The sequence below is a fragment of the Bradyrhizobium sp. UFLA05-89 genome, assembly GCF_059803475.1.
Genome location: NZ_JBANBA010000001.1, coordinates 222,044 through 247,529 on the forward strand (window position 1 = coordinate 222,044; position 25,486 = coordinate 247,529).

25 protein-coding genes are annotated in these 25,486 nt (G+C 64.2%); 12 read left to right on the plus strand and 13 right to left on the minus strand.

The features are described 5' to 3' along the window. The first annotated feature begins 11 nt into the window (after positions 1-11). Complete coding sequence (locus SO139_RS00980) at positions 12-1,094, plus strand: YeeE/YedE family protein (RefSeq protein WP_498539541.1); 1,083 nt, start codon at positions 12-14, stop codon at positions 1,092-1,094. A gap of 1 nt (position 1,095) precedes the next feature. Here the strand turns inward: SO139_RS00980 and SO139_RS00985 are convergent, their stop codons facing one another. The 5 genes from SO139_RS00985 to SO139_RS01005 are packed head-to-tail and all read right to left on the minus strand — an operon-like array spanning position 1,096 to position 5,909. Continuing rightward, the gene (locus SO139_RS00985) at positions 1,096-2,319 is read right to left on the minus strand and encodes a bifunctional alpha/beta hydrolase/OsmC family protein (RefSeq protein ID WP_498539542.1); all 1,224 of its coding nucleotides are present in this window, start codon (positions 2,317-2,319) and stop codon (positions 1,096-1,098) included. Positions 2,320-2,368: 49 nt separating this feature from the next. Then, the gene (locus SO139_RS00990) at positions 2,369-3,034 is read right to left on the minus strand and encodes a sulfite oxidase-like oxidoreductase (RefSeq protein WP_498539543.1); all 666 of its coding nucleotides are present in this window, start codon (positions 3,032-3,034) and stop codon (positions 2,369-2,371) included. 35 nt (positions 3,035-3,069) lie between these two features. After that, complete coding sequence (locus SO139_RS00995) at positions 3,070-4,392, minus strand: MFS transporter (protein WP_498539544.1); 1,323 nt, start codon at positions 4,390-4,392, stop codon at positions 3,070-3,072. A gap of 33 nt (positions 4,393-4,425) precedes the next feature. Next, entirely contained in the window at positions 4,426-5,646 is a 1,221-nt protein-coding gene (locus tag SO139_RS01000) for a cytochrome P450 (RefSeq protein WP_498539545.1), read from the minus strand. A gap of 53 nt (positions 5,647-5,699) precedes the next feature. Continuing rightward, complete coding sequence (locus tag SO139_RS01005) at positions 5,700-5,909, minus strand: ferredoxin (RefSeq protein WP_449383250.1); 210 nt, start codon at positions 5,907-5,909, stop codon at positions 5,700-5,702. 160 nt (positions 5,910-6,069) lie between these two features. Here SO139_RS01005 and SO139_RS01010 point away from each other — a divergent pair, with 160 nt between their 5' ends. Continuing rightward, on the plus strand, positions 6,070-6,714 hold the full coding sequence (locus SO139_RS01010) for a TetR/AcrR family transcriptional regulator (protein WP_449383249.1): 645 nt from the start codon (positions 6,070-6,072) through the stop codon (positions 6,712-6,714). 97 nt (positions 6,715-6,811) lie between these two features. Here SO139_RS01010 and SO139_RS01015 read toward each other — a convergent pair whose 3' ends face one another. From SO139_RS01015 to SO139_RS01030, 4 genes are all read right to left on the minus strand, one after another. Continuing rightward, positions 6,812-7,450 carry an aspartate/glutamate racemase family protein gene (locus SO139_RS01015; protein ID WP_498539546.1) on the minus strand — a complete coding sequence of 213 codons (639 nt, stop codon included), beginning with the start codon at positions 7,448-7,450 and terminating at the stop codon, positions 6,812-6,814. Between the two features lie 191 nt (positions 7,451-7,641). Beyond that, entirely contained in the window at positions 7,642-8,655 is a 1,014-nt protein-coding gene (locus SO139_RS01020; RefSeq protein WP_449383247.1) for an amino acid ABC transporter substrate-binding protein, read from the minus strand. 12 nt (positions 8,656-8,667) lie between these two features. Further along, positions 8,668-10,017 carry an aspartate aminotransferase family protein gene (locus tag SO139_RS01025; protein ID WP_498539547.1) on the minus strand — a complete coding sequence of 450 codons (1,350 nt, stop codon included), beginning with the start codon at positions 10,015-10,017 and terminating at the stop codon, positions 8,668-8,670. 3 nt (positions 10,018-10,020) lie between these two features. Next, positions 10,021-10,893, minus strand: coding sequence for a MurR/RpiR family transcriptional regulator (locus SO139_RS01030; protein ID WP_498539548.1), 873 nt, complete (start codon positions 10,891-10,893; stop codon positions 10,021-10,023). Positions 10,894-11,000: 107 nt separating this feature from the next. On the opposite strand from SO139_RS01030, the gene SO139_RS01035 reads away from it, so the two are divergent. Both SO139_RS01035 and SO139_RS01040 read left to right on the plus strand, forming a co-directional pair. Then, positions 11,001-12,188, plus strand: a complete 1,188-nt coding sequence (locus SO139_RS01035) for an amino acid ABC transporter permease (protein WP_498539549.1) — start codon at positions 11,001-11,003, stop codon at positions 12,186-12,188. A 1-nt stretch (position 12,189) separates the two neighbouring features. Continuing rightward, entirely contained in the window at positions 12,190-13,287 is a 1,098-nt protein-coding gene (locus SO139_RS01040; RefSeq protein WP_498539550.1) for an amino acid ABC transporter permease, read from the plus strand. 107 nt (positions 13,288-13,394) lie between these two features. On the opposite strand, the gene SO139_RS01045 is transcribed toward SO139_RS01040, so the two are convergent. Continuing rightward, entirely contained in the window at positions 13,395-14,171 is a 777-nt protein-coding gene (locus tag SO139_RS01045; RefSeq protein WP_498539551.1) for an SDR family oxidoreductase, read from the minus strand. A gap of 190 nt (positions 14,172-14,361) precedes the next feature. Between SO139_RS01045 and SO139_RS01050 the strand changes: the two genes are divergently transcribed. After that, positions 14,362-15,435, plus strand: coding sequence for a tartrate dehydrogenase (locus SO139_RS01050; RefSeq protein WP_498539552.1), 1,074 nt, complete (start codon positions 14,362-14,364; stop codon positions 15,433-15,435). Between the two features lie 149 nt (positions 15,436-15,584). Here the strand turns inward: SO139_RS01050 and SO139_RS01055 are convergent, their stop codons facing one another. Both SO139_RS01055 and SO139_RS01060 read right to left on the minus strand, forming a co-directional pair. Next, on the minus strand, positions 15,585-16,835 hold the full coding sequence (locus tag SO139_RS01055; RefSeq protein ID WP_498539553.1) for a Zn-dependent hydrolase: 1,251 nt from the start codon (positions 16,833-16,835) through the stop codon (positions 15,585-15,587). Positions 16,836-16,950: 115 nt separating this feature from the next. Continuing rightward, the gene (locus SO139_RS01060) at positions 16,951-17,868 is read right to left on the minus strand and encodes a LysR family transcriptional regulator (RefSeq protein ID WP_449383965.1); all 918 of its coding nucleotides are present in this window, start codon (positions 17,866-17,868) and stop codon (positions 16,951-16,953) included. Between the two features lie 119 nt (positions 17,869-17,987). On the opposite strand from SO139_RS01060, the gene SO139_RS01065 reads away from it, so the two are divergent. The 6 genes from SO139_RS01065 (at position 17,988) to SO139_RS01090 (ending at position 23,448) form a co-directional block, all read left to right on the plus strand. Then, positions 17,988-18,803, plus strand: coding sequence for a putative hydro-lyase (locus SO139_RS01065; RefSeq protein ID WP_498539554.1), 816 nt, complete (start codon positions 17,988-17,990; stop codon positions 18,801-18,803). 88 nt (positions 18,804-18,891) lie between these two features. Then, positions 18,892-20,142 carry an ABC transporter substrate-binding protein gene (locus SO139_RS01070; protein ID WP_498539555.1) on the plus strand — a complete coding sequence of 417 codons (1,251 nt, stop codon included), beginning with the start codon at positions 18,892-18,894 and terminating at the stop codon, positions 20,140-20,142. Positions 20,143-20,176: 34 nt separating this feature from the next. Then, on the plus strand, positions 20,177-21,055 hold the full coding sequence (locus SO139_RS01075; protein WP_498539556.1) for a branched-chain amino acid ABC transporter permease: 879 nt from the start codon (positions 20,177-20,179) through the stop codon (positions 21,053-21,055). Then, positions 21,055-22,032: a branched-chain amino acid ABC transporter permease gene (locus SO139_RS01080; protein WP_498539557.1), complete on the plus strand. Its 978-nt coding sequence runs from the start codon at positions 21,055-21,057 to the stop codon at positions 22,030-22,032. The genes SO139_RS01075 and SO139_RS01080 overlap by 1 nt, the downstream gene beginning before the upstream one ends. After that, positions 22,029-22,760, plus strand: a complete 732-nt coding sequence (locus SO139_RS01085; protein WP_449383970.1) for an ABC transporter ATP-binding protein — start codon at positions 22,029-22,031, stop codon at positions 22,758-22,760. Before SO139_RS01080 ends, SO139_RS01085 begins: the two co-directional genes overlap by 4 nt. Beyond that, positions 22,744-23,448 carry an ABC transporter ATP-binding protein gene (locus tag SO139_RS01090; RefSeq protein WP_449383971.1) on the plus strand — a complete coding sequence of 235 codons (705 nt, stop codon included), beginning with the start codon at positions 22,744-22,746 and terminating at the stop codon, positions 23,446-23,448. Before SO139_RS01085 ends, SO139_RS01090 begins: the two co-directional genes overlap by 17 nt. A 335-nt stretch (positions 23,449-23,783) precedes the next feature. Here SO139_RS01090 and otnC read toward each other — a convergent pair whose 3' ends face one another. Further along, positions 23,784-24,449 (minus strand): 3-oxo-tetronate 4-phosphate decarboxylase, encoded by a 666-nt coding sequence (otnC, locus tag SO139_RS01095; protein ID WP_498539558.1) that lies wholly within the window; start codon positions 24,447-24,449, stop codon positions 23,784-23,786. Between the two features lie 119 nt (positions 24,450-24,568). Between otnC and ltnD the strand changes: the two genes are divergently transcribed. After that, on the plus strand, positions 24,569-25,483 hold the full coding sequence (ltnD, locus tag SO139_RS01100) for an L-threonate dehydrogenase (RefSeq protein ID WP_498539559.1): 915 nt from the start codon (positions 24,569-24,571) through the stop codon (positions 25,481-25,483). Positions 25,484-25,486 lie beyond the last annotated feature (3 nt).

The window sequence follows — 25,486 nt, forward strand, 5'->3', positions numbered from 1 at the left end:
AAAATTTGAACATGGAATCTGCTGCTGCGATTGTCATCTTCGCCGGCCTTGCCATCGGCCTCGTCTACGGCGCCGTCGGCCTGCTCAGCGGCTTCTGCCTGATGAGCAGCATGCGCGGGTACATCGCAGATGGCGATGGCCGCCTTGCGCGCACCTACGCGCTGGCGATGGCGGTCGCGATCGCCGCGAGCCAGTTCCTCGCCGCAAGCGGCGTGGTCGATCTCGGCAAGTCGATCTATCTGCAACAGACCTTCTCGGCGCCGGTGCTCTTCCTCGGCGGGCTCCTGTTCGGCTACGGCATGGTGCTGTCGAACGGCTGTGGCTCGCGCGCGCTTGTGTTGCTTGGCCGCGGCAATCTCCGCTCCTTCGTCGTCGTGATCGTGCTGGCGATCGCAGCGCAGATGACGCTGAAAGGCCTGATCGCTCCCGCGCGCATTGCGCTGGTGCAGGCCTCGCAGGCCACCGTGGGCGCGAATTCGCTGCCGGCGCTGTTGTCTGCTTTCGGGCTCGGCGATGCTGCCTCGCGAACGCTCGCTGCTGTCGTGGTCGCCGCCGCGCTGGTGCTGTTCGCCTTTGCCCACGCGGCGTTCCGCCGCTCACCGGGTCAGATCGCGGCAGGCGCTATCGTCGGTCTCCTGATCGCCGGCGGCTGGTATGTCACCGGCTTCCTCGGCGCTGACGATTTCAACCCGGTACCGGTGACTTCGCTCACCTTCATCGCGCCGATCGCGGACGCGCTGCAATATGCCATGCTGTCGACCGGCCTGACACTCAATTTCGGCATCGCCACGGTCGCCGGCGTGTTCGCCGGTAGCCTTGTCACGGCGCTTGCGACGGGCCGCTTCAAGCTCGAAGGCTATTCGTCGCCCGGCCACATGCTGCGCTCGGCGGGTGGCGCGGCGCTGATGGGCATCGGCGGCGTCATGGCCTTTGGCTGCTCGATCGGACAGGGGCTCACCGGCCTCTCGACACTGGCGCTGGCCTCGTTCGTCGCCGTTGCGGGCATCCTGCTTGGCACGACCGCGGGCTTGCGCGGCGCGTTGCGGGTGCAGCCGATGAAGACGGCAGCGGAAGCCGGTTCTCGGGCCGCTTAAGCTACTCCGCAGCTTTGGTCACGATCCTGATCTCTGACGTCAGCGTGCGATGTACCGGGCACTTGTCGGCGATCTCCATCAGCTTCTTGCGCTGCTCGGCGTCGAGTGTGCCTTCCATGGCGATCACGCGGTCGATCTGGTCGAGCATGCCGTCGCGCGTCTCGCACTCCTCGCAATCTTTCGCGTGGATTTTGGAGTGCTTCAGCGTCACCGTGACGCGATCGAGCGGCAGGGATTTGCGGTCGGCATAGAGCCGCATGGTCATGGAGGTGCAGGCGCCGAGGCCAGCGAGCAGAAAATCATAGGGGCCGGGGCCGGCGTCCTCGCCGCCGGCCGCGACCGGCTCGTCGGCCACCAGGCGGTGCGGTCCGACGGAGATCATCTGGTTGAACTTGCTCTTGCGGGTCTCCTGCACGATGACCTGGCGCGGCGTTTCAGGGAGGTCTGCCACTTTTGCCGGTCTTGCCGCTTCGACATAGCGGCTGGCCCAGGCCGCGATCACGTCGGCGGCATAAACGGCGTCGCTCGCCTTGCTGAGCAGATGATCGGCATGGTCGAGCGAGACGAAGCTCTTCGGATGTTTCGCCGAGACGAAAATCTTCGTCGCATTGTCGATGCCGACGGTGTCGTCAACCGGCGAATGCATCACCAGCAACGCCTTGTGCAGCGTGGTGAGGTCCTTCATCAGCTCGTGCTCGACGATGTCGTCGAGGAACTCGCGCTTGATGCGGAAGGGCCGCCCAGCAAGCGACACCTCGACCTCGCCTTGCTTGCGGATATCGTCCAGATGCTCTCGGAACAATCCCGTGACATGCGCAGGATCGGACGGCGCCGCGATCGTCACCACCGCCTTGGCCTCCGGAATCTTTCCGCCTGCCGCCAGGATCGCAGCGCCGCCGAGGCTATGGCCGATCAGGATCGCCGGCGCCTTGCGCGTTGCGCGCAGATGATCGGCGGCGTGCACGAGATCGGCGACGTTGGAGGAGAAGGTGGAGTTTGCGAAGTCGCCTTCGCTCGAGCCAAGCCCGGTGAAATCGAAGCGAAGCACGGCGATGCCTTTTGCCGCGAGCGCGACCGCGATGCGGCGTGCGGCCAGCACGTCCTTGCCGCAGGTGAAACAGTGCGCAAACAGCGCGTACGCCGCAGGCTCGCCCTCCGGCAATTCCAGCGCGGCCGCCAGCAGATGGCCGCCTTCGCCTGTGAACTGAAAGCGTTCCATCGCCATGGGCATCTCCTCGATGTGGGCGTCCACCTCTCTCTATGAGGTGGTAATGTCAGCCTCCGGAATAGCGCTCCTCAGTCCAGGGATCGCCGCGGTTATGATAGCCCCGAACTTCCCAATAGCCGGGCGCATCCTCGGTCAGAAACTCGATCGCCTGGAGCCATTTGGCGCTCTTCCAGAAATAAAGATGCGGCACGACCAACCGCACTGGACCGCCATGCTCCTCGGGCAGCGGCTGGCCCGACCAGCTATGGGCGAGCAGGGCGTCCTCAGCGGCGAAATCCTCCAGCGAAAGATTGGTGGTGTAGCCGTCATAGGAATGCAGCACGACGAAGCGCGCATCATCGTGCGGCTGGCAGATCGCCAGCAGCTCACGCGTCGCAAGCCCCTCCCACTGGTTGTCGTAGCGTGACCAGGTCGTCACGCAATGGATGTCAGAGGTGAATTGCGCCTGCTTCTGCGCCGTGAATTCCGCAAACGTCCAGAACACCGGGTTCTCGACCGCGCCATAGACGTCGAGCCGCCAGCGTTCCCGCGAGATTTCCGGGGTGAGGCCCAGATCGAGCACGGGCCAATCCTTGGTGAGATGCTGCCCGGGCGGCAGGCGCTGGTCTTCCGGGCGCGTGATCCTGCCGGTGAGGAAGCGGCCCTCGCGCGCCCATTTCTCCTTGGTCCGCGTCAGCTTGCTTTCGGGCGGCGGCTCGTTCTCGTCAGCCATGATCTGCTCGTGGCAATGTCTACTCGTGACGATGTCTACTCGTGACGGTGCATCGCGGAGGCATGCTTGGTGTCGCGCATCGTAGCATAGATGATGAGCGAGAGGCAGATGATGCCGCTGAGATAGTAATAGAACCAGTCCTCGTGCCCGATGGTCTTGAAATAGAGCGCAATCGCCGGCGCGGTGCCGCCGAACAGGGATACCGTGATCGCATAGGGCAGTCCCACACCGAGCGCGCGAACGTTGGTAGGGAACAGCTCGGCCTTCACCACCGCGTTGATCGAGGTGTAGCCGGCGACGAACAGCCAGGCGCAGCAGATCAGCACGAACGCCATAAAGGGCGATTTCGTCTCCTTCAGCGTCATCAGCAGCGGGACGGTTGCGAGTGTGCCGGCGACGCCGAAGAAGATCAGCAGCGGCTTGCGCCCGATCTTGTCGGAGATCGCGCCATAGATCGGCTGCAGGATGGTCGCGAAGATCAGCGTGCCGAAGATCACGAAAGTGGTCTGGTCCTCGGTCAGTCCGACCGAGAGTTTGACGAAGGTCTGCATGTAGGTGGTGAAGGTATAGAATGCCGCGGTACCGCCGGCCGTGAGGCCCACCACCAGCAACAGCTCACGCGGATATTTCAGGAGGTTCGCGATGGAGCCGGTCGGCTTCACCACCTTCTTGGCTTCCTCGAATGCCTCGGTCTCATGCAGGCCACGCCGCATCACCGCGGCGAAGATCGCAAGCCCCGCACCGATCGCAAACGGAATGCGCCAGCCCCAGGCCTTCAGCTCATCGGGCGTGAGAAACACCTTTTGCAACAGCAGTAGCACGATGATCGCGGTCAACTGTCCGCCGATCAGGGTGACGTACTGAAAGCTCGAATAGAAGCCGCGATGCCGGGGATCGGCGACCTCGCTCAAATAGGTGGCGCTGGCGCCATATTCGCCGCCGAGACTTAAGCCCTCGATCACGCGCGCGACCGCCAGGATGGCCGGCGCGGCAAGACCGATCGAGGCATAGGTCGGCGTCACCGCGATGATCAGCGAGCCGAAGCACATGAAGACGACGGAGAGCGTCAGCGAGATCCGGCGCCCGAAATGATCGGCGAGATAACCGAAGAACCAGCCGCCCAGGGGGCGCATCAGGAAGGTCGCCGCGAACACGACGGCGACGTTCAGTTGCTGGACGACAGGATCGTCGCCGGGAAAGAATGCCGGCGCGAAATACAGCGCGAACGCCGTATAAGCGTAGAAATCATACCATTCGACCAGATTGCCGATCGATCCGATGAAGATCGCCTTGATGCGGCGTTGGGCATCGGCAATGTCGAAGTGCTCGGAGGCCGGCTTGATTGCTTGGTCTGTCATCACCGGCCTCCCAGAACTTTTGTTCTCAAGAGGCTACATGGACTTTCCAAGCAGAAATGGCAACTGGCGCGGCCCGCGCACGGTCCCCTGCGACCAGGTCACGGTGCCGGCCGGGTCGAGCCGGAAGTCCGGAATTCGCTTCAACCATTCCTCAATTGCCACCTGCATCTCCATCCGCGCCAGGTTGGAACCGACGCAGCGGTGGATGCCGAGCCCGAAGGCGGCATGGCGGTTCTCCCGGCGGTCGAGCACGACCTTGTCGGCATCGGGGAACATTTTGGGGTCGCGGTTGGCGGCCGGGAAGGACAGCAGCACCATGTTGCCCGGCTTGACCGGGCAGCCGGAGATGGTCGTCTCCTTCACCACCTCGCGCGCCATCGTCACCGGCGAATAGGCACGCAGGAATTCCTCGACGGCGATCGGCATCAGCTCGGGCTCGGCGATCAGGCGCTCCCGGTCGGCGGGCGTTCTCGCGAGGTGCCAGAGCGAGGAGCCGATCGCGCTCCAGGTGGTGTCGATACCGGCGATCAGGAGCAGCCGCAGCGAGCCGTAGATGTGGGAGTCCTCGAGCGGCTGCCCGTTCTTGTCACGGGCATTGAGGAGATAGGAGATCAGGTCGTCGCCCGGCGTCTTCTTGCGCGCTTCGACATGGCCGGCGAAATAATCGGTCATCTCGTCGGCCGCCTGCTTCAGCATCATCTCGTTCTTGATGCTCAGCTCGAGGATCATGTGGATCCACTTGATGAAGAGGTCGCCGTCGCTCTCGGGGATGCCGAGCATGTGGGCGATCGCGCGCACCGGGATATGCTTGGTGTAGCTCGCAGCGGCGTCGACCTTGCTGTCGGCGATGAATTCGTCAATCAGCTCGTTGCAGATGGCGCGGACGCGCGGCTCGAGTTTCTTCATCGCATCCGGCGTGAACGGCGGCAGCAGCAATTGCTTGGCCGGCTTGTGGTCTGGCGGATCGGAGGTGATCGGCGGCGCCGCGTTCTTGGCGACTTCGGGCCGCTCATCGCGAACGATGATGCGGCGCGAGGAGAAGCTTTCGGTGTCGTTGGCGATCTGCCGCACCGCCTCGTAGGTCGTCGGCAGATAACAGCCGAGAAAGCGCTCGGTATGCACGACCGGGCTTGCTGCACGCATCTGGTCCCAGATCGGGAAGGGATCTTCCGTCCAGTGCGGATCGGTGTGGTCGAAATCGTGGAGCCAATCGGTAACGGGCGGATGGGCGGCGGGTTGGCTGACGTCGGACATCTCTGGATCCTCGGGGATTGTGTTCACGGAAGAACGCAGGAACGCGCGGCGCGCTATTCCTCAGTCACTTCGATCGCGATTTCCGGACAGTTGGATTTGGCAAGCCAGGCCTTGTCTTCCAGGCCGGCTGGCACCGTGCCGTCGCCGACCGCATGCGCATTGCCGTATTCGTCGAGCTCGAACAGTTCGGGTGCCAGCGCCTTGCAGCGGGCATGGCCCTGGCACTTGTCGGGATCGACCTGAACCCTCAGTCGTTCTGCCATTTAAGCCCCCTCGGTCGTGCGCATGCGGGCCCCTCAAGGGGGCCGGGCGCGTTCCTCAATTGATTCTTCTTCGCAGCGATGTCCGCGAAACAAGTTATAGTATATTACATTGCGGACGGGCTTTCCCTGTCAAGCGCAAACTTATAGGTTTCCGCTCAACATGCCGACACAACTCGCCCGCAAGCCGCAAAACGCCTATCACCATGGTGATCTTCGCGACGCCCTGATCAAGGCCGCCTTGCGTGAGGCGGAGCAGGGCGGGGCGGAGGCGATCAGCATCAAGGCGCTGGCGAAGGAACTCGGCGTCTCCCAGCCTGCGCCATATCGTCATTTCGCCGATCGTGAGGCGCTGCTCGCCGCGGTGACGGCTGAAGCCTTCCGGCAGTTCACCGCTGTGCTGCGTGAAGCCATGGCAAGGCCATCGAAACAGTCGAAGCTTTCGCGGCTCGCCCAGGCCACATTGGATTTCGGCCTGCGCCGCATTGGCATCTACCGGCTGATGTTCGCCTCGCGCACGGTCTCCTGCGCGGACGTGGGGAGCGAGCTGCACGCGGCGACGAACGAGACCTTCGCGCTCGTGATCGAGGCGCTGGAGGCCCCGGCCGTCGGCTATTTGCGCGAGAGGCACGCCCTCAAGATCTGGGCCGCGCTGCACGGCGTGGTGATGCTGGCCGAGCAGGGCATGCTCACCGGCCGGTCGGCGCACACCACGCTTGAGGAACTGGTCGAGGACTTTGTGGCCGAGACCAAGCTTGCGCTGGAGGTTGCGATCAAGGGAGCGCGCCGCAGCGGCAAGACCGATTAAAGCGCGATGAGATCAGGATGAATCGTCATCGCGCTTTAGGTTGTTGTTTGCGCATGATCTTTCCGGAAAACCGCTTCACACTTTTCCGGATCATGCTTTAGCGCGTCACCGACAACAGTTTCATCAGTTTAAGCACGGCGCTGTCAGGCGTCGTCACCACCGGCTTGCCGGTGGCATCAGTGACCAGGGGCGCGGTGGACGCGATACTGAACTGCGCAAGCGCGATCACGTCGCAGTCGCGCAGATCTCTTGAGGCTTCCGCAATCAGGCGATCGTGCGTGGCGCGGTCGCCGCGGTCGAGCGCAGCGAGCGCGCCATCGGCGAGCTTCGACACGATCTCGACCGAGGCCGGAAACTCCGGCGGCATCGATTGCAGCGTCGGCGGGAAGGTCGAGAGCAGGCCGATGCGCCGGCCCATCGTCACCGCCTGCTCTATCATCGCTTCATTCGGCTTCAGGACGGGCATCGCCGCATGCGCGCGCGCAACCGCCTCGATGCAGGGTCCGAAGGCCGAGCAGGTGAACAGGATCGCATCTGCCCCGGTCGCAACCGCATAATTCCCGAGCGCAAGGAAGCGGTCGGTCATGGCGTCGGTGAGCGCGCCGTCGCGCGCTAGATCCGCCGAGAGGCTGTCGTCGAGCAGGTTCATCAGCCGCGCTTCCGGCCAAAGATGCGCAAACGCCGACTCGATCGGGGCGATGGAATGCTTGAGCGCGTGGATCAGGGTGATGCGCATGAAGTTTGTCGCTCCTTCTCAACCCTCTCCCCGTTCTTACAAGGAGAGGGCTGGGTGAGAGGCTCTGTCCGCAGGAATGGATTCGCGGGAGTCCCGTGGCCCGGATGGAGCGCAGCGCAATCCGGGGAAAGTGCACGACCGGGTGAAACTGGTCCCGGGTTTCGCTGCGCTTTCATCCGGGCTTCGAAACTTTACTTGAACGGAATGGCGTACATCAAGCCGCCTTTGTCCCAGAGGCCGTTGAGGCCGCGCTCGAGCTTCAGCGGACTGCCTTTGCCGACGTTGCGCTCATAGATCTCGCCGTAATTGCCGGTCGCCTTGATCGCCGTGACCAGCCACTTGTTGTCGAGCCCGAGCCGGGAGCCGAGATCGCCGGAGGCACCTAGCAGTCGCTGCACCGCTGGTGTCTGCGACTTCGCCATCTCCTCGACATTGGCCTGCGTCACGCCGAGCTCTTCCGCCTCGATCAGCCCGTAATGCAGCCAGGTGATGATGTCGCTCCAGACTTCGTCGCCATTGCGGGTGAAGGGCCCGAGCGGCTCCTTGCTGATGGTCTGCGGCAGCACGACGTAGTCGGCCGGATTCGGTGCGGCCGTGGTCACTGCGCCGGCGAGTGCCGAAGCGTCCTGGGTCATGGCATCGCAGCGCCCGCCGAAGAAGGTCTGGTACATGGTGTCGACGCGGTCGAACACCAGCGGCTTCCAGTCGATGCCGTTGGCGCGGCCGTAGTCACCGAGCGTCACCTCATGCGTGGTGCCCTGAGCGACGCAGACGGTGGCGCCCTTCAGGTCCTTGAGCTCCTTCACGCCGAGATCCTTCTTCACGACAAAGCCCTGGCCGTCGTAAAAGTTGATCGGTCCCTGCCGCAGGCCCAGCGTCGTGCCGCGCAGATAGGTCTGCGTCGAGTTGCGGTAAAGCACGTCGATCTCGCCCGATTGCAGCGCGGTGAAGCGATTCTGCGCGGTCAGCGCGACATAGCGCACCTTGTTGGGATCACCCAGCACGCCGGCGGCGAGGGCGCGGCAATAGTCGACGTCGAGTCCCTTGTAGTTGCCTTGCGAGTCCGGCGCGGAGAATCCGGCAAAGCCGGCGCTGACGCCGCACACCAGCGTGCCGCGGCTTTTCACGGTGTCGAGCGTTGCGGCTGACGCCATGCTGCTCGAAGCCGCAAGCAAGCCTGCCGCGATAATCACGTTCCTCATCATGCTACTCTCCCCTCAGTGATTGACACTACGCAACACGTTGTCGACGGCCGTGCCGAGCTTGTCGACGATCAGGTCGATCTCGTTCGCCGACGCGATATAGGGCGGCGCCAGCAACACGTGGTCGCCGCGGACGCCATCGACGGTGCCGCCGCCGGGATAGCAGCCGAGCCCCTCGGCGAAGGCGGCCGCCTTGATCTTCTGGTGCAGCTTGATTGCCGGATCGAACGAGGTGCGCGTCGCGCGATCGGCGACGAGCTCGATCCCCCAGAACAGGCCGCGGCCCCTGATATCGCCGATGTGGCGGTGATTGCCGAAACGCTCGGTCAATCGTTGCTCAAGCTGACGCCCGCGCTCCTTGATGCGATCGAGGAGGGCATCTTCGCGGATCACCTCCTGCACGGCGAGTGCTGCCGCGCAAGCGAGGGGATGGGCCAGATAAGTGTGGCCGTGCTGGAACGCGCCGCTTCCGGCGCGGATGACATCGATGATCTTGCCGCTTGCAAGCATCGCGCCGATCGGCTGGTAGCCGCCGCCAAGACCCTTGGCGATTGCCTGGATGTCGGGTGCGATGCCTTCCTGCTGCCAGGCGTGCATCGTGCCGGTGCGGCCCATGCCGCACATGACCTCGTCGAGGATGAGCAGCGCGCCATGACGGTCGCAGATCTCGCGCACGGCCTTGAAGTAGCCGTCGGGCGCAGTGACGGCACCGGCGGTGGCGCCCACGACCGGCTCCGCAAGGAAGGCTGCGATGGTGTCGGGACCGAGCCGCTGGAACTCGGCTTCGAGCTCGGCGGCCAGCCGCGCCACGAACGCCGCATCGGACTCGTCGTCGCGCTTCTCGTGATAGGCAAAGGCCGGTGTCACGTGGCTGAAAGCGCTGGACAGCAGCGGCGCGTAGGGCTCGCGGCGCCAGGCATTGCCACCGGCGGCGAGCGCGCCGAGCGTGTTGCCATGATAGCTCTGGCGCCGGGCGATGAAGTGCCGCCGCTGCGGCTCGCCGCGCTCAATGAAATATTGCCGCGCGAGCTTGATGCTCGCTTCGATCGCTTCCGATCCGCCGCTGACGAAATAGGCGTAGGCGAGACCGCCGGGCTCATGGCCGACCAGCGTTTCGGCCAGCCGCTCCGCCGCCTCGGAGGAGAAGAACGCGGTGTGCGCATAGGCCAGCGTCGAGGCCTGCTTTGCCAGCGCCGCGATCACGCGCGGATGCTGATGGCCGAGGCAGGAGACGGCCGCCCCGCCGGATGCGTCGAGCACGCGCCGACCATCTTCGGCGAAGAGGTAAACGCCTTCGCCGCCGATCGCCTTCGGCGGCGTCTCGCGCAAGGAACGGTGCAGTACGCGGCTCGTGCGGGTGCCCATGGGTCAACCTTTCTCTGAGACGTAGATGGAGGTCGCGGTCAATCGCGCCTCGGTGTCCTGAAGACGCTTCTTTGCAGCCGCGCCGCCGAGCGAGAACGTCACCGCAGCGAGCGACTGCGCGATCGCGATCGCGCCGGTGAGGCTCGGGAAGAACCCGGGCGAGGACGCAGCTTCAAACAGCAGCACGTAGTCCGCGCCTTCGGCCATCGGTGCGGCAACGCTGTCCGCGATCGAAATCAGCGTCGCGCCGGCGCGATGGGCGGCTTGCGCCACCCGGACGCTTGCGCCCGTGTAGGGCGTGAAGCCGATCACCACGACCGCGTCGCCGGCACGGAAGGCGCCGAGGTCGAGATCGTCAGGGCCGGAACCACCGACGATCTGCACGTCGCCCGCACGGAACAGCCGCAGTTCATAGTTCAGGAGCTCCGCGACACTGCGGCAGCTTCGGAAGCCGGCAATCCAGATGCGCTTTGCGCCGTGCAATGCCTTTGCGGCATCGGCCACGGAGGAGGCCGAGATCCTCGGCAGGCCCGCAGCTTCCGCGTCGAGCTTGTGGGTGATCAGCGCAACGTCGGAGTTCGGACCGTGACGGCGCCCTTTGGCGCGACCGGAGAAGGGTGAGGTCTGCGCCGGCCGTCGCGCCTCGGTCAGCTCCGCGCGCAACGCGTCCCAGCCGGAATAGCCGATTGCCTTGGCGAGCCGCGTGAACGCGGCAGGGTCGGCGCCGGCCTCGGCCGCGAGATCGCGCATCGAGCGGGTAGTGGCGTCGTAGTCATTGGCCACCACAAAACGCCCGACCTCCTGCAGCCGCATCGGGAGCGATGGCAATGCGCTGCAGAGTTCGCTCAACGGCGAGGATTTCGCGGGCTCGGCCATGAAACATTTGTTGCATAGATCATCGTTTGGTGCAACAGTTGATGCGCGCCGACGAAGCGCATGGCCGGAAATCGCTGCTTTCAAAGCGTTTTGAGGATTTTTGTGCTGTGACGACCGATAGCCCCAGACCGCCGCCGCGCCGGACATTCTCGCTCGCGCTGGGAGGCCCGCAGCTCAAGGGGCTGCTGTGGCAGGTCCTCGTCGTCGGCGTTGCCCTCGCCATCATCGTCTTCCTCTGGTCCAACACCGTTCAGAATCTCTCGGCGCGCCGCATCTCGACCGGTTTTGCGTTCCTCGGCCGTGAGGCCGGCATGCCGATCGCCGATAGCCTGCTCGCCTATAGCCCGAAGGACACTTATTTCTGGGCGTTCGTCGTCGGTGTCGCCAACACCTTGCGCGTCGCCGTCATCGGCATCGTGCTCGCGACCCTGCTGGGAACGTTGATCGGCATCTCGCGGCTGTCGGCCAACTGGCTGCTGTCGCGCCTTGCTGCCGTCTATGTCGAGGTGTTGCGCGACATCCCACTCCTGCTGCAGCTCCTGTTCTGGTATGTGCTGATGCAGGCGCTGCCGGCCGCGCGCGCCGCATGGCGGCCGATCGAGGGCATCTTCCTGTCCAATCGCGGACTGATCCTGCCGTCGATTCCGATCGACGAGGGGCAGCTTTGGGTGCTCGGCTCCGCCCTTGTCGGCGCAGGCGTGTTCTACGTCATAAGGCGCGCTCAGATCGCGCAGCAGATGCGCGACGGCAAGCCGCGACCGGCGTGGCCCTTTGCGCTAGGCCTCATCGTCGTGCTGCCGGCGTTGGTGTCGTGGCAGCTCGGCGTGCGCTGGACCATTGCCTGGCCCGAGCTGCGTGGCTTCAACTTCGTCGGCGGCTTGACACTGGCGCCGGAGTATTTTGCGCTGCTGATCGCGCTCGTCACCTACACTTCGGCGTTCATCGCCGAGATCGTGCGCAGCGGCATTCAATCGGTGCCGCGGGGACAGTGGGACGCCGCCAACGCGCTTGGCCTGCGCCGCAGCTTCATGCTGCGGCAGATCATTTTGCCGCAGGCGCTGCGCGTCATCGTGCCGCCGATGACGAGTCAGTATCTGAACCTTACCAAGAATTCCTCGCTTGCGGTTGCGATCGGCTATCAGGACGTGGTTTCGATCGCCAACACCACGCTGAACCAGACCGGGCAGGCAATTGAGGCGATCGCGCTGATCATGGCGGTGTTCCTGACCATCAGCCTGTCGATCAGCTTCTTCATGAACTGGTACAATGCGCGGATTGCGCTGGTGGAGCGCTGACATGACCGCGATCACCGACACGCCGCGCGCCATGCGCCGCCCGCAGTCCGGCAATCGCGTGCTACGCTGGCTGCGCGCCAACCTGTTCTCGTCGATTCCGAACGGGATCATCACGCTCGTGCTCTTTGCGGTGCTTGCCAAGGGCGTGATCAGCTTCGCGCAATGGGGCATTGCCAACGCGGTCTGGCTGACGCCTGCGAATGACTCCAGCGCCTGCCGCGCGGCGCGTGGGGTGGGCGCCTGCTGGGCCGTGATCCCCGAAAAGTACCGCTTCATCCTGTTCGGCACCTATCCATTCGACGAGCAGTGGAGGCCCGCGCTCGCGGTCCTGCTCTTCATCGCGCTGTTCTACGTCTCGACCCGCCGCGCGTGGTGGCGGCGCGAGCTCGTCTATGTCTGGATCGCCGTTCTGGCCGTGATCAGCGTGCTGATGTGGGGCGGTGTACTCGGGCTGTCCTTTGTCTCGCAGGACCGCTGGGGCGGATTGCCGGTGACACTGATCCTGGCGACGTTCGGTTTGGCCTTCGGCTTCCCCCTCGGCATCCTGGTGGCGCTCGGCCGGCGCTCAAAGCTGCCGGCGATCCGCTCGCTCTGCGTGCTCTATGTCGAACTGATCCGCGGCGTCCCGCTGGTGAGCCTGTTGTTCATGGCAAGCGTCATGTTTCCGCTGTTCATGCCGGGCGGTTTCAACATCGACAAGCTGCTCCGCGCGCAGATCGCGATCATCCTGTTCGCCGGCGCCTATCTTGCCGAAGTCGTCCGCGGCGGTCTCCAGGCCGTGCCGCGCGGGCAATACGAGGCGGCCGATGCGCTGGGACTGTCCTATTGGCGCAAGCAGCGGCTGATCATCCTGCCGCAGGCCATCCGCCACGTCATCCCGCCGCTGGTCAACACCTTCATCGCTTTCTTCAAGGACACCAGCCTCGTCCTGATCATCGGGATCTTCGACCTGCTGACGACGGCGAAGACCGCGATCATCGATCCCGCCTGGCAGCAGTTCTCGGTCGAAGTCTACATCTTCATCGCGGCGATCTATTTCGCCTTCTGCTTCGCGATGTCGCGCTATAGCCGAAGCCTGGAGGCAATGAGTACGCGGTGATCTTCCGGCTTTGTGTCCCGGACAAGGTGCGGTGTCGCCGCGGAGACGTTTCTGGATTGCTTCGCTTCGCTCGCAACGACGGTGTCTGGGGCGTCCAGCGACGTCAACTAACCCCAACCCGCGCTGATCCCGCCATCCACGGTGTAGATGACCCCCGACGTATAGCCGGAGCGCTCCGAGGCCAGAAACGCCATCAGGTCGCCGATCTCGCGCGCATGCGCAGGCCGGCCGAGCGGCAGGCTCTTCTGGAATTCCTTGTAGCGGGTCTCGTCGCCAAACTGGTGCTTTGCACGGGTCTTGAGCAGCGTGACGTGGCGGTCGGTGCCTACCGGGCCGGGATTGATGCCGACCACGCGGATGTTGTCGGCGAGGCTCTTGCCGCCGAGCGCGCGGGTGAAGGCCATCAGCGCTGCATTGCCGGCGCTGCCGCAGATGTAGTTGGCGTCGAACTTCTCGCCGGCTGCTCCAATGTCGTTGACGATCACGCCGCCACCGCGCGCCTTCATCTGCGCATAGACCATGCGCGTGAGGTTGATGTAGCCGAACACTTTCAATTCCCAGGCGTGACGCCAGGTGGCTTCGTCGATCTTGTCGATGGAGCCGCCGGGAATATCGCCGGCATTGTTGACGAGGATATCGATCTCGGCGGCTTCCTTGGCGAGCCGCGCGACGTCTTCAGCTTTGCGCAAGTCGACCACGCTCGTCGCCGCGTCGATCTGGTGCGCCGCGCGCAAACGGTCAGCCAGCGTCTTGAGCTGGTCGCCGTTGCGGGCGGCGAGCAGGAGGTGGCAGCCTTCCTCGGCGAAGGCCTCGGCGGCGGCCGCGCCGATGCCTTTGGACGCGCCGGTGATCAGGACGCGCTTGCCACGCAGATGCAGGTCCATGGGGATTCTCGCTGACGTCGGGGAACAGGATGAAATCAGCAGGCGGCCGTCCGCGCCACGGTCAACATTGCAGTGCAGCGTTGCACTGTTGGTGCGTTTGGTCCATTGCAGGGCCATCAACCAGGGCTCATGGTCGGCCCGGTCAGATCAAGTCAGGACAATTTCCAGGGAAACTTCCAGGACAATTTCGATGAGCAAGAAGCAATACCGGATTGCAGTGATCCCCGGCGACGGCATCGGCAAGGAAGTGATGCCGGAGGGGCTGCGCGTGCTGGAGGCGGCCGCGAAGAAGCACGGCGTCTCCGTGCAGTTCGATCATTTCGACTTCTCGTCCTACGACTATTACGAGAAGCACGGTCAGATGATGCCTGACGACTGGAAGGAGAAGATCGGCAAGCATGACGCGATCTACTTCGGCGCGGTCGGCTGGCCGGCAAAAATTCCGGATCACGTCTCGCTGTGGGGTTCACTGATCAAGTTCCGCCGCGAGTTCGACCAGTACGTGAACATGCGACCCGTGCGCCTGATGCCCGGCGTACCGTCGCCGCTTGCGGGCCGCAAGCCCGGCGATATCGATTTCTGGGTGGTGCGCGAGAACACCGAAGGCGAATATTCATCGGTCGGCGGCCGCATGTTCCCGGACACCGACCGCGAATTCGTGACGCAGCAGACCGTGATGACTCGTGTCGGGGTCGACCGCATCCTGAAATTCGCATTCGAGCTCGCGCAGTCGCGGCCGAAGAAGCACCTGACCTCGGCGACGAAGTCGAACGGCATCTCGATCACCATGCCCTATTGGGACGAGCGCGTGGAGGCGATGGCCAGGAAGTTTCCGGGCGTGAAGTGGGACAAGTACCACATCGACATCCTGACGGCGAACTTCGTGCTGCATCCGGACTGGTTCGACGTCGTGGTCGGCTCCAACCTGTTCGGCGACATCCTCTCCGATCTCGGGCCCGCGTGCACCGGTACCATCGGCATCGCGCCGTCGGGTAACATCAACCCCGAGCGCAATTTCCCGTCGGTGTTCGAGCCCGTGCACGGCTCGGCGCCCGATATCGCGGGGCAGGGCGTCGCCAACCCGATCGGCATGATCTGGTCGGGCGCGATGATGTTCGAGCATCTCGGCGAGAAGGAAGCCGGCAAGTCGATCGTCGACGCCATCGAGCGCACACTCGCCGAACGCACGCTGCGCACGAAAGACCTCGGCGGCAATGCCGACACGACCGCCTGCGGCAAGGCGGTCGCGGAGATGGTGGATTAGGCCTCGATGCGTCGGGTAGGTTGGCTGAAGGCGCAACCCACCATTGTGCGGCACAAAAGCGGTGGGTTACGCTTCCGCCTTCGCTCTTCGAGCTTCGGCGGACAAGTCGCTAACCCACCCTACGATTTCTGAGTTAGCGCGCTCGTCCCTCAAGACGCAACGCCGGCGATCGCCAGTACGGTATGCATCAGCACGTTGGCGCCGGCGGTGCAGTCGCTTTGCGTCGCGTCTTCCAGCTCGTTGTGGCTGATGCCGTCCTTGCAAGGCACGAACACCATCGCCGCCGGCATCACGGTGTTGAGGTTGCAGGCATCGTGACCGGCACCGGAGGTGATGCGGCGGCTGGAATAGCCGAGCGTATTGGCGGCCTTCTCGACGGCGGCAATGAGCTTGGGATCAAAATGCGTCGGCGCCTTGCGCCAGACCAGATCAAGCTTTACTTCGACCTTGCGGCGTGCGGCGATATCGGCAATCGCGGCGCGCAGGTCGCGATCGAGCGCGTCCATGATCGCGGCATCCGCGCTGCGGCAATCAACCGAAAAGGCGATCTCGCCGGGAATGACGTTGCGTGACGGGCTTGCGATCACGGCTTCGCCGATGGTGCCGACCGCATTCGGTCCGTTCTTCCTGGCGATCGCTTCCATCGCCAGCACGATTTCCGACAAGGTTGCGAGCGCATCGCGGCGCAACGGCATCGGCGTTGAGCCGGCATGGCTTTCGAAACCGGCGATATGGCCGTCGTACCACAACACGCCCTGACCGGAATCGACTACGCCGATGGTCTTGCCCTCGGCCTCCAAAATCGGGCCCTGCTCGATGTGCAACTCGACGAAGCAGCCGAGCTTCTGAAAGCCGACAGGCTTGTCGCCGCGATAGCCGATCGTGTCGAGCGCCTGGCCGACCGTGACGCTCTCGGCGTCCTTGCGCGACAGGATATCGTCGGTGGTGAAGTCGCCGACATAGGCGGCAGAGGCCATCATGGCCGGCGCAAAGCGTGAGCCTTCCTCGTTGGTCCAGTTGACGACGCAGATCGGTGCCTCGGTCTCGATGCCGGCGTCGTTCAGCGTGCGGATCACTTCGAGCGCGCCGAGCGTCCCCAAAATGCCGTCATACTTGCCGCCGGTCGGCTGCGTATCGAGATGCGAGCCGATGCCGACGGGCGGCTTCGACATGTCGCGGCCCTTCCTTAAGCCGAACATCGAGCCGAGCGCGTCGACGTGCACGTCGAGCCCTGCGTCCTCGCACGCCTTGCGGAACCAGTCGCGCACCTGCTTGTCCTCGGCGCTCAGCGTCAGCCGCCGCACGCCGCCCTTCTGCGTCGCGCCGAATTGCGCGGTTTCGTGGATCGAGCCCCAGAGGCGGGCGGAATCGATTTGCAGATTGGTGGCGGCTCGGCTCATGTGACTTCCATTTAGCTGTCATTCCGGGGCGCCCGAAGGGCGAACCCGGAATCTCGAGATTCCGGGTTCTCGCTTCGCGAGCCCCGGAATGACGATTGAGTTGTCCGGCCCAATTTCAATGACGCGCCGCCACCTCCGCGTCAACCGCAAGACTCTGTCGCGCGATCTGCCGCGCGAGATCGGCAACGCGCTCGACGGCGATGACGTCGGGCGAGGCGAGCCAGCTTGCCGTGAAGGTCAGTGGCGTGATGTTGAGGTCGGTATCGAGCAATTGCAATCGCCCGTCGGCGAGTTCGTTCTCGACGATCGCGGAGGGGATCACCGCGATGCCGAGCCCCTCGACCGCCATGTGGATGACGGTTGCGAGCGAGGCGGAAGCATGCAGCCGGATCGGCGGGAGTTCAGGCCGGTCGAAGACCTCGCGCACGGCCTCGTAGGGTCTGGTCTTCCGCGGGAAGGTGATGATCGGAAATCGCGCGAGATCCTGCCGGGTGACGGGACCATGGCCAAGCCCGAGCGATGGGCTTGCGAGAAAGCCGATCGGATAGTCGGAGAGCACGCGATTGTGCACGCCGGCAGCCGACAGCGGGCCGACCACGAAGGCAAGCTCGATCTCCTGCGCCAAGAGGCGCGCTGTGAGGTTCGGTGTGATGTCGACCTCGATCTCCAGCGACAGGTTCGGATAGATCTCGTTGACGCTCTTGACGAGCCGCGGCAGCCAGGTGTGCACGATGGTCTCGGCGACGCCGAGCCGCATCACGCCGCGCATCGCGGACGCGTTGCCGATCTCTGCCATCATCGCCGCGCGCAGGCCGATCAGCTTCTCCGCATAGACCATCATCTGCCGGCCGCTCGGCGTCGGCGAGGCGACGCGATGATCGCGGTTGAGGAGCTTTACGCCCATCTCGCGCTCGAGCTGGGCAATGCGCTGGGAGATCGCCGGCTGGGTGGTATTGAGCCGCGCCGCAGCTCCCCGGAAGCTGCCGAGCTTCACGACCCAGAGGAACGTTTCGATCGACCTGAAGTCCAGCATTGGAAGGAGTTTTCCAACCGATAAACAGAATTTATCGATCCATATTAGAAAGGAAGATTAGACTTTATAGCACGGCTGGTGTTGGCTGTCCTTGTCGAGATTATAGGCAGGTCAATCAAATGACTGTTTTGGTGGCAGTGCAGCAAACTGAAACAACCGACACCCTTCCGAGCCGCCAGGCTCGGCTCGCCTACCGCGGCGGAGAGGTCGGCTCGACCGCCGGCGTCGCCCCCGGCTTCGTTCAGGGCAATCTTGCGGTCCTGCCCGAGAAATACGCCAGCGCCTTTCACCGCTTCTGTCAGCTCAATCCGAAGCCGTGCCCGATCATCGGCATGTCCGACGTCGGCAGCCCGTTCATTCCGGCGCTGGGCGCCGATCTCGACATCCGCAGCGACGTGCCGCGCTATCGCGTGTGGCGTGACGGCGAGGTCATCGAGGAGCCGACCGACATCACGAAGCACTGGCGCGACGATCTCGTGACCTTCGTGCTCGGCTGCTCGTTCTCGTTCGAAGAGGCGCTGCTCGACGAAGGCATGCCGATCCGCCACATCGAGCACAATGTGCGCGTACCGATGTACCGCACGAACATCGCGTGCGGTGTGTCAGGTCCGTTCGCCGGTCCCATGGTTGTGTCGATGCGTCCGTTCAAGCCGGCGGATGCGATCCGCGCGGTGCAGATCACCTCGCGCTATCCCGCCGTGCACGGCGCGCCCGTGCATCTCGGCCATCCGCACCTGATCGGCATCAAGGACATTGCCAAGCCTGACTACGGCGATCCCGTGCCGGTCGCCGATGATGAGATCCCGGTGTTCTGGGCCTGCGGCGTCACGCCGCAGTCCGTCATCAACGCCGCCAGGCTGCCGTTCGCGATCACGCATTCGCCGGGGCTGATGCTGGTCACGGACCTGAAGAACAAGAACATGGCCGTGATTTAGCGGGCAGCATATGCTGCTTCTTCAGGCTTTACCGCACACATCAATCGCTCCATCGATAGCCGCAAATTAGGAACAGGGGAATCTGCCAATGACGATCACGCGCCGCGACGTTCTGCTCGGAGCCACTGCTAGCGCAACTGCTGCACTCATGCCGCTCTCAGCTCGCGCGCAGACTTCGGAAGTGGTGATCGGGTTGACCTACCCCATGTCGGGCGCCAATGCCCAGATCGGCGTCGATGCGCAGCGCGCATTCGAGACGGCGGTCGACATCATCAACAAGGACTTCGATTTCGACCTGCCGCTCGCCAAGGGCGAAGGACTGCCGGGCCTCGGGGGCGCCAAGATTCGCCTGGTCTTTGCCGACCATCAGGGCGATCCGCAGAAGGGTCGCGCCGAGGCCGAACGCCTGATCACGCAGGAAAAGGTCTGCGCCGTGCTCGGCACCTATCAAAGCGCCGTTGCAGTAACCGTCAGCCAGATCTGCGAGCGCTACCAGATTCCGTTCATGTCGGCGGACAATTCCTCGCCCAGCCTGCATCGCCGTGGTCTCAAATACTACTTCCGTCCCTCGCCGCATGACGAGATGTTCTCGGCCGCGATGTTCGACTTCCTCGATGTGATGAAGAAGAAGGGCACCAAGATCGATTCTCTGGCGCTGTTTCACGAGGACACGATCTTCGGCACCGATTCCGCCAACGCGCAGCTCAAGCTCGCGGCCGAGCGCGGCTACAAGATCGCCGCCGACATCAAGTACCGCGCCAACTCGCCGTCGCTGTCGGCCGAGGTGCAGCAGCTCAAGAGCGCCAATGCCGACGTGCTGATGCCCTCGAGCTACACGACCGATGGCATCCTCCTGATCAAGACCATGGCCGAGCTCGGCTACAAGCCGAACGCGATCGTGGCGCAGGCGGCCGGCTTCTCGGAGAAGGCGCTTTATGATGCCGTGAGCGACAAGGTCGAAGGCGTGATAACGCGCGGCAGCTTCTCGCTCGACCTCGCCGCCAAGCGGCCGATGGTCGGCAAGATCAACGCGATGTTCAAGGAGAAGTCCGGCAAGGACCTCAACGACAACACCTCGCGCGAATTCATGGCGCTGATCGTGATGGCGGACGCCATCAATCGTGCCAAGTCCACCGACGGCGAGAAGATCCGCGATGCCCTGGCCGCGACCGACATGCCGGGCGAGCAGACCATCATGCCCTGGAAGCGCGTCAAGTTCGACGAGATGGGCCAGAACAACGACGCCGATCCGGTTCTTCTGCAATATGTCGGCGGCAAGTTCGTCACCATCTCGCCGGCACAGGCGGCCGTGGCCGAACCGATCTGGCCGATGAAGTAGCCGGGGCGCAGGGCAGGGTGGGGGACCAAGCACTGTGACAGCCGAGACCATTATCCAAAGTCTTGCGAGCGGCCTTCTCATGGGGCTGCTCTACGGACTGATCGCCGTCGGGCTCGCTTTGATCTTCGGCCTGATGGACGTCGTGAACTTCGCCCATGGCGAGTTCCTGATGATCGCGATGTACGCGACCTTCTTCCTGTTCGCGTTCTTTGCGATCGATCCCTTGTTGTCGGCGCCGCTGGTTGCGGCGGCCTTGTTCGTGTTCGGGGCCCTGATCTATCTTCTGGTTGTGCGCTTTGCGATGCGTGCCAAGGCCAATGCCGGCATGGTGCAGATCTTCGCGACCTTTGGCCTGGCGATCGTGATGCGGGGATTGGCGCAGCTCTTCTTCACGCCGGATTATCGCAGCGTCACCCACTCCTGGCTCGGCGGCAAGACCATCGCGGTCGCCGGCATCTTCCTGCCGGCACCGCAGCTGGTTGGCGCTCTGGTGTCGATCGCAGCATTTGCCGCGCTCTATTTCTTCATCAACCGCACCGATTTCGGCCGCGCGCTGGAGGCAACTCGTGAAGATCCCGGCGCGGTGGCGCTGGTTGGCATCGACAAGAACCGCGTGTTCGCACTCGGATGGGGCCTTGGCGCGGCCCTGGTCGGTTTGTCCGGCGCCATCATGGCGGTCTTCTTCTACATCTATCCCGATGTCGGGGCATCCTTTGCGCTGATCGCCTATGTCACGGTGGCGCTCGGCGGCTTCGGCAGCGTGTTCGGCGCCTTCGCCGGCGGCATCGTCGTCGGTTTGGTCGAAGCAACGACCGCGCTGGTTCTGCCGCCGTCGCTCAAATCGGTCGGCATCTATGCCGTCTATCTCCTCGTTGTCTTCATCCGGCCGCGCGGCCTGTTCGGGTCGATGTGATGGACAAGGATTTCTCCGCGCGGCGCCGCCGCGACCTGATCATAGCCGTCGTGCTGGCGGTGATCGCGGCACTGGTGCCGCTGTTCGTGAAGGACGTCTACGTCCAGAACATCATGATCCTGACGCTGATGTACGCAGCGTTATCGCAGAGCTGGAATATCCTCTCCGGCTATTGTGGACAGATTTCGCTCGGCCACGCCCTTTATTTCGGATTGGGTGCCTACACCACGGCGCTTCTCTTCATGAAGTTCGGAGTGCTGCCGTGGTTCGGAATGATCGCCGGCGGCTTGATCTCCGCAGCAATCGCGATGGCGCTCGGCTATCCCTGTTTCCGCCTCGGCGGCCACTATTTTGCGATTGCCACCATCGTGATCGCCGAAATTGCGCTGCTGCTGATCCAGAACTGGGATTGGGCGGGCGCGGCGCTTGGCATCGACATCCCCGTACGCGGCGACAGCTGGTTGAAGTTCCAGTTCACGCGAAGCAAGCTGCCGTATTTCTATTTTGCTCTTGCGCTCGCATGCGTCGCCTGGTTCGTCACCTGGTGGCTGGAAGATTCCAAATGGGGCTTCTGGTGGCGAGCGGTGAAGGATAATCCGCAGGCCGCCGAGAGCCTGGGCGTGGACGTGTTCAATTCCAAGATGGGCGCCGCGGCCGTCTCGGCCTTCCTCGTCGCGGTCGGCGGCAGCTTCTACGCGCAGTTCGTCTCGTATATCGATCCTGAGAGCGTGATGGGTTTCCAGTTCTCTCTGCTGATGGCGCTGCCCGCGGTGCTGGGCGGGATCGGCACCCTCTGGGGGCCCGCGCTCGGCGCGGTCATCCTCATCCCGCTGACGGAATTGACGCGCTCCTATATCGGCGGTTCGGGCCGCGGCGTCGACCTCATCGTCTATGGCTCACTGATCATCCTGATCTCGCTGGCGCTGCCGCGAGGGCTGGTGAGCCTGTTCTCGTCGCGCAAGGGAGCCGCACGATGACCGCGCTCCTCGAAACCCGCGGTGTCTGGCAGCGTTTCGGCGGCCTCGTCGCCAATTCCGACGTCTCGATCTCGGTCGGCCGCGGCGAGATCGTCGGGCTGATCGGCCCCAACGGCGCCGGCAAGTCGACGCTGTTCAATCTCATCGCCGGCGTCCTGCCGCCGACGCAAGGCTCGATTCTATTCGACGGCGAGGACGTCACGCGCATGCCGGCAGCCGAGCGCTGCCAGCGCGGCGTCGGGCGCACCTTCCAGGTCGTCAAGAGCTTTGAGACCATGACGGTCGTCGACAACGTCATCGTCGGCGCGTTGGTGCGCAACACCGTGATGCGCGAGGCCCGTCGCAAGGCGCATGAGGTGCTGGAGTTCACCGGCCTCGCCGCGCGCGCCGGCGTGCTCGCAAGCGACCTCGTGCCGGCCGAGAAACGGCGCCTTGAAGTGGCGCGCGCGCTTGCGACCGAGCCAAAGCTGCTGCTGCTGGACGAAGTCCTCACCGGCCTCACGCCGACGGAAGCGCAGACCGGCGTCGCGCTGGTGCGCAAGGTGCGCGATGCCGGTATCACCGTGCTGATGGTCGAGCACGTCATGGAGATCGTGATGCCGCTGGTCGACCGTGCCATCGTGCTCGACCTCGGCAAGGTGCTGGTCGAGGGCAAGCCCGCCGACGTCGTTCGCGATCCCAAGGTGATCAGCGCATATCTGGGAGATCGACATGCTCAGAGTGCATGAAGTCACGACCGCCTATCAGGGGCTGGTTGCGATTTCGTCGGTGTCGATCGGCGTCGAGAAGGGGGAGATCGTCTGCGTCGCTGGCGCCAATGGCGCGGGCAAGTCGACGCTGCTAAAATCCATCGCCGGCGCCGAGCGCCCGCGTTCGGGCAGCGTGACGTTCGACGGCAAGCGGCTCGACGGCATGGCGCAGCATCACATCACGGCAACCGGTATCGCCTATGTGCCGGAGAACCGCCGCCTGTTCCCGCGTCTGTCGGTGCGCGACAATCTTCGCCTCGGCAGCTATCTCTATCGCGGCGATGCGAACCGCGACGAACCGCTCGAGCTCGTCTTCAACTTGTTCCCGCGTCTGTCCGAGCGTCTCGAGCAGCGCGCGGAAACGCTCTCCGGTGGCGAGCAGCAGATGCTCGCGATCGGCCGCGCCCTGATGACGCGCCCGCGGCTGTTGATGCTGGACGAGCCTTCGCAGGGCATCATGCCAAAGCTCGTTGACGAGATCTTTCAGGCCGTCAAACGTATCCGCGACGCCGGCATGACCGTGCTGATCGTCGAGCAGCGCATGGCCGAATGCCTCGAGATCGCGGACCGCGCCTACATCCTGCAAACCGGCCGCGTCCTGATGCAGGGCCCGTCCGCGGAGATCAAGGGCAATCCGGACGTGCGCAAGGCGTATCTGGGACTGTAGCCGCGAAGGACATTTCGTAAGATGGGCAAAGGCGCGCGAGCGCCGTGCCCACCGCTTTCGTGGAAGCATAGATGGTGGGCACGCTTCCGACTTCGCTCTTCGAGCTACGGCGGACAAGTCGCCTTGCCAGCTCGACGGATTCCTGCGTCATTGCGAGCGGGACACGACCTTGCAACAATCTCTGCGTCATCGCCCGCGAAGGCGCGAAGGCGGGCGATCCACTATCCCAGAGGCGGTGACGAATACGGAGAAGCCGCGGCGTACTGGATTCCCCGCTTTCGCGGGGAATGACAGCGGCGGGTGGGAGGCCGCGGGCGTACCCATAGCAGTGGGCGCTAGTGATGCTCCCCATGCTCCGGCAGCGCCACCCCGAACACCTTCACGAGATCCTTCACCTGCTCCGGCGACAGATGGCGCGGGTTCAGCCCGCGCAGCAGCAGATACAGCTTCGCCGTCTCCTCCAACTCCTCCGTCGCGAACACGGCGGCTTCCAGCGTGTCGCCGGCGACGACTGGGCCGTGATTGGCGAGCAGCACGGATGAATATTTCCCCGCCAGCCCCTTGATCGCATCCGCCACCGCGGGATCGCCGGGGCGGTAATAGGGCACGAGCGCGGTGGCGCCGCATTTCATCAGGTAGTAGGCCGTCATCGGCGGCAGCGCGGCGCGCGGATCGATTTCGGGCAGCATCGAGAGAGCGACCGAATGGGTCGAGTGCAGATGTACGATCGCGCGTGCCGCGCCGCGGGTCTCGTAGAGCGCGGTGTGCAGCGGAACCTCCTTGGTCGGTGCATCGCCCGAGACGAGCCGGCCGGATTGATCCAGCCGTGACAGCCGCGCCGGGTCGAGGAAGCCGAGCGAGGCATTGGTCGGCGTCACCAGCCAGCCGCCGTCGGGAAGCTTGACGCTGATATTGCCGGAGGAGCCCGGCGTCAGGCCTCGCTCGAACAACGAGCGGCCGAAGCGGCAGATATCCTCGCGTAGTTTGCTGTCATTGCTCATGAAAGGGCCGCCCTCATGGCCTCGTTGTCTCACGCTTTGGCAGCGCGGCCAAGCCGTGATATGCGGTTCAAGAGGCCGCCGAGACCGGCCATTGAGGAACGTTCCAAGGGACCAATCGCATGTCGTCTGCCTCGCAAAATCCGCGTATCGCCGTCATCGGGCTTGGCTCGATGGGCTTTGGCATGGCCACATCGCTCAAGCGCACCGGTTTTACCGTGACCGGCTGCGACGTGTCGGCCGACGCGGTGGCGCGCTTCGTCAAGGACGGCGGGGCGGGTGCGAAGACACCGGCGGAGGCGGCGAAGGAGGCGGACGTCGTCGTCAGCGTCGTGGTCAACGCCGCGCAGACTGAAGCGATCCTGTTCGGCCAAAACGGCGCCGCCGAGACCATGCCGAAGGACAGCGTCTTCATCTCCTCCGCCACCATGGACCCCGACGTCGCCCGGCGCCTCGCAAAGCAGCTCGAGGCGACCGGCCGGCACTACCTGGATGCGCCGATCTCCGGCGGCGCGCAGCGCGCCGCGCAAGGCGAGCTGACAATTCTCGCCTCCGGCAGCCCCGCCGCGTTCGCCAAGGCGCGCCCCGCGCTCGATGCCATGGCGGCAAAGCTCTACGAGCTTGGCGATGCCGCCGGCCAGGGCGCCGCCTTCAAGATGATCAACCAGCTCCTCGCCGGCGTGCATATCGCCGCGGCATCCGAAGCGATCGCTTTTGCCGCCAAGCAGGGCCTCGACATCCGGAAGGTCTACGAGGTGATCACGGCCTCCGCCGGCAATTCCTGGATGTTCGAGAACCGCATGCCGCACGTGCTGGACGGTGACTACACCCCGCGCAGCGCGGTCGAGATTTTCGTGAAGGACCTCGGCATCATCCAGGACATGGCGCGCTCGGCAAAATTCCCGGTGCCGGTTTCGGCCGCGGCGCTCCAGATGTTCCTCATGACCGCAGCAGCCGGCATGGGCCGCGACGACGATGCGTCGGTGGCGCGGATGTATGCGCAGGTCACCGGCGTGAAGCTGCCAGGCGATAAATAGGAG

Coding starts and splice junctions, on each gene's coding strand:
- SO139_RS01085 (WP_449383970.1), top strand. CDS start 22,029: ATGACCGCGCTCCTCGAAACCCGCGGTGTCTGGCAGCGTTTCGGCGGC.
- SO139_RS00995 (WP_498539544.1), bottom strand. CDS start 4,392: ATGACAGACCAAGCAATCAAGCCGGCCTCCGAGCACTTCGACATTGCC.
- SO139_RS01070 (WP_498539555.1), top strand. CDS start 18,892: ATGACGATCACGCGCCGCGACGTTCTGCTCGGAGCCACTGCTAGCGCA.
- SO139_RS01050 (WP_498539552.1), top strand. CDS start 14,362: ATGAGCAAGAAGCAATACCGGATTGCAGTGATCCCCGGCGACGGCATC.
- SO139_RS01020 (WP_449383247.1), bottom strand. CDS start 8,655: ATGATGAGGAACGTGATTATCGCGGCAGGCTTGCTTGCGGCTTCGAGC.
- SO139_RS01030 (WP_498539548.1), bottom strand. CDS start 10,893: ATGGCCGAGCCCGCGAAATCCTCGCCGTTGAGCGAACTCTGCAGCGCA.
- SO139_RS01010 (WP_449383249.1), top strand. CDS start 6,070: ATGCCGACACAACTCGCCCGCAAGCCGCAAAACGCCTATCACCATGGT.
- SO139_RS01090 (WP_449383971.1), top strand. CDS start 22,744: ATGCTCAGAGTGCATGAAGTCACGACCGCCTATCAGGGGCTGGTTGCG.
- SO139_RS01045 (WP_498539551.1), bottom strand. CDS start 14,171: ATGGACCTGCATCTGCGTGGCAAGCGCGTCCTGATCACCGGCGCGTCC.
- otnC (WP_498539558.1), bottom strand. CDS start 24,449: ATGAGCAATGACAGCAAACTACGCGAGGATATCTGCCGCTTCGGCCGC.
- SO139_RS01025 (WP_498539547.1), bottom strand. CDS start 10,017: ATGGGCACCCGCACGAGCCGCGTACTGCACCGTTCCTTGCGCGAGACG.
- SO139_RS01080 (WP_498539557.1), top strand. CDS start 21,055: ATGGACAAGGATTTCTCCGCGCGGCGCCGCCGCGACCTGATCATAGCC.
- SO139_RS00980 (WP_498539541.1), top strand. CDS start 12: ATGGAATCTGCTGCTGCGATTGTCATCTTCGCCGGCCTTGCCATCGGC.
- SO139_RS01000 (WP_498539545.1), bottom strand. CDS start 5,646: ATGTCCGACGTCAGCCAACCCGCCGCCCATCCGCCCGTTACCGATTGG.
- SO139_RS01005 (WP_449383250.1), bottom strand. CDS start 5,909: ATGGCAGAACGACTGAGGGTTCAGGTCGATCCCGACAAGTGCCAGGGC.
- SO139_RS01060 (WP_449383965.1), bottom strand. CDS start 17,868: ATGCTGGACTTCAGGTCGATCGAAACGTTCCTCTGGGTCGTGAAGCTC.
- ltnD (WP_498539559.1), top strand. CDS start 24,569: ATGTCGTCTGCCTCGCAAAATCCGCGTATCGCCGTCATCGGGCTTGGC.
- SO139_RS00990 (WP_498539543.1), bottom strand. CDS start 3,034: ATGGCTGACGAGAACGAGCCGCCGCCCGAAAGCAAGCTGACGCGGACC.
- SO139_RS01040 (WP_498539550.1), top strand. CDS start 12,190: ATGACCGCGATCACCGACACGCCGCGCGCCATGCGCCGCCCGCAGTCC.
- SO139_RS01055 (WP_498539553.1), bottom strand. CDS start 16,835: ATGAGCCGAGCCGCCACCAATCTGCAAATCGATTCCGCCCGCCTCTGG.
- SO139_RS01015 (WP_498539546.1), bottom strand. CDS start 7,450: ATGCGCATCACCCTGATCCACGCGCTCAAGCATTCCATCGCCCCGATC.
- SO139_RS00985 (WP_498539542.1), bottom strand. CDS start 2,319: ATGGCGATGGAACGCTTTCAGTTCACAGGCGAAGGCGGCCATCTGCTG.
- SO139_RS01065 (WP_498539554.1), top strand. CDS start 17,988: ATGACTGTTTTGGTGGCAGTGCAGCAAACTGAAACAACCGACACCCTT.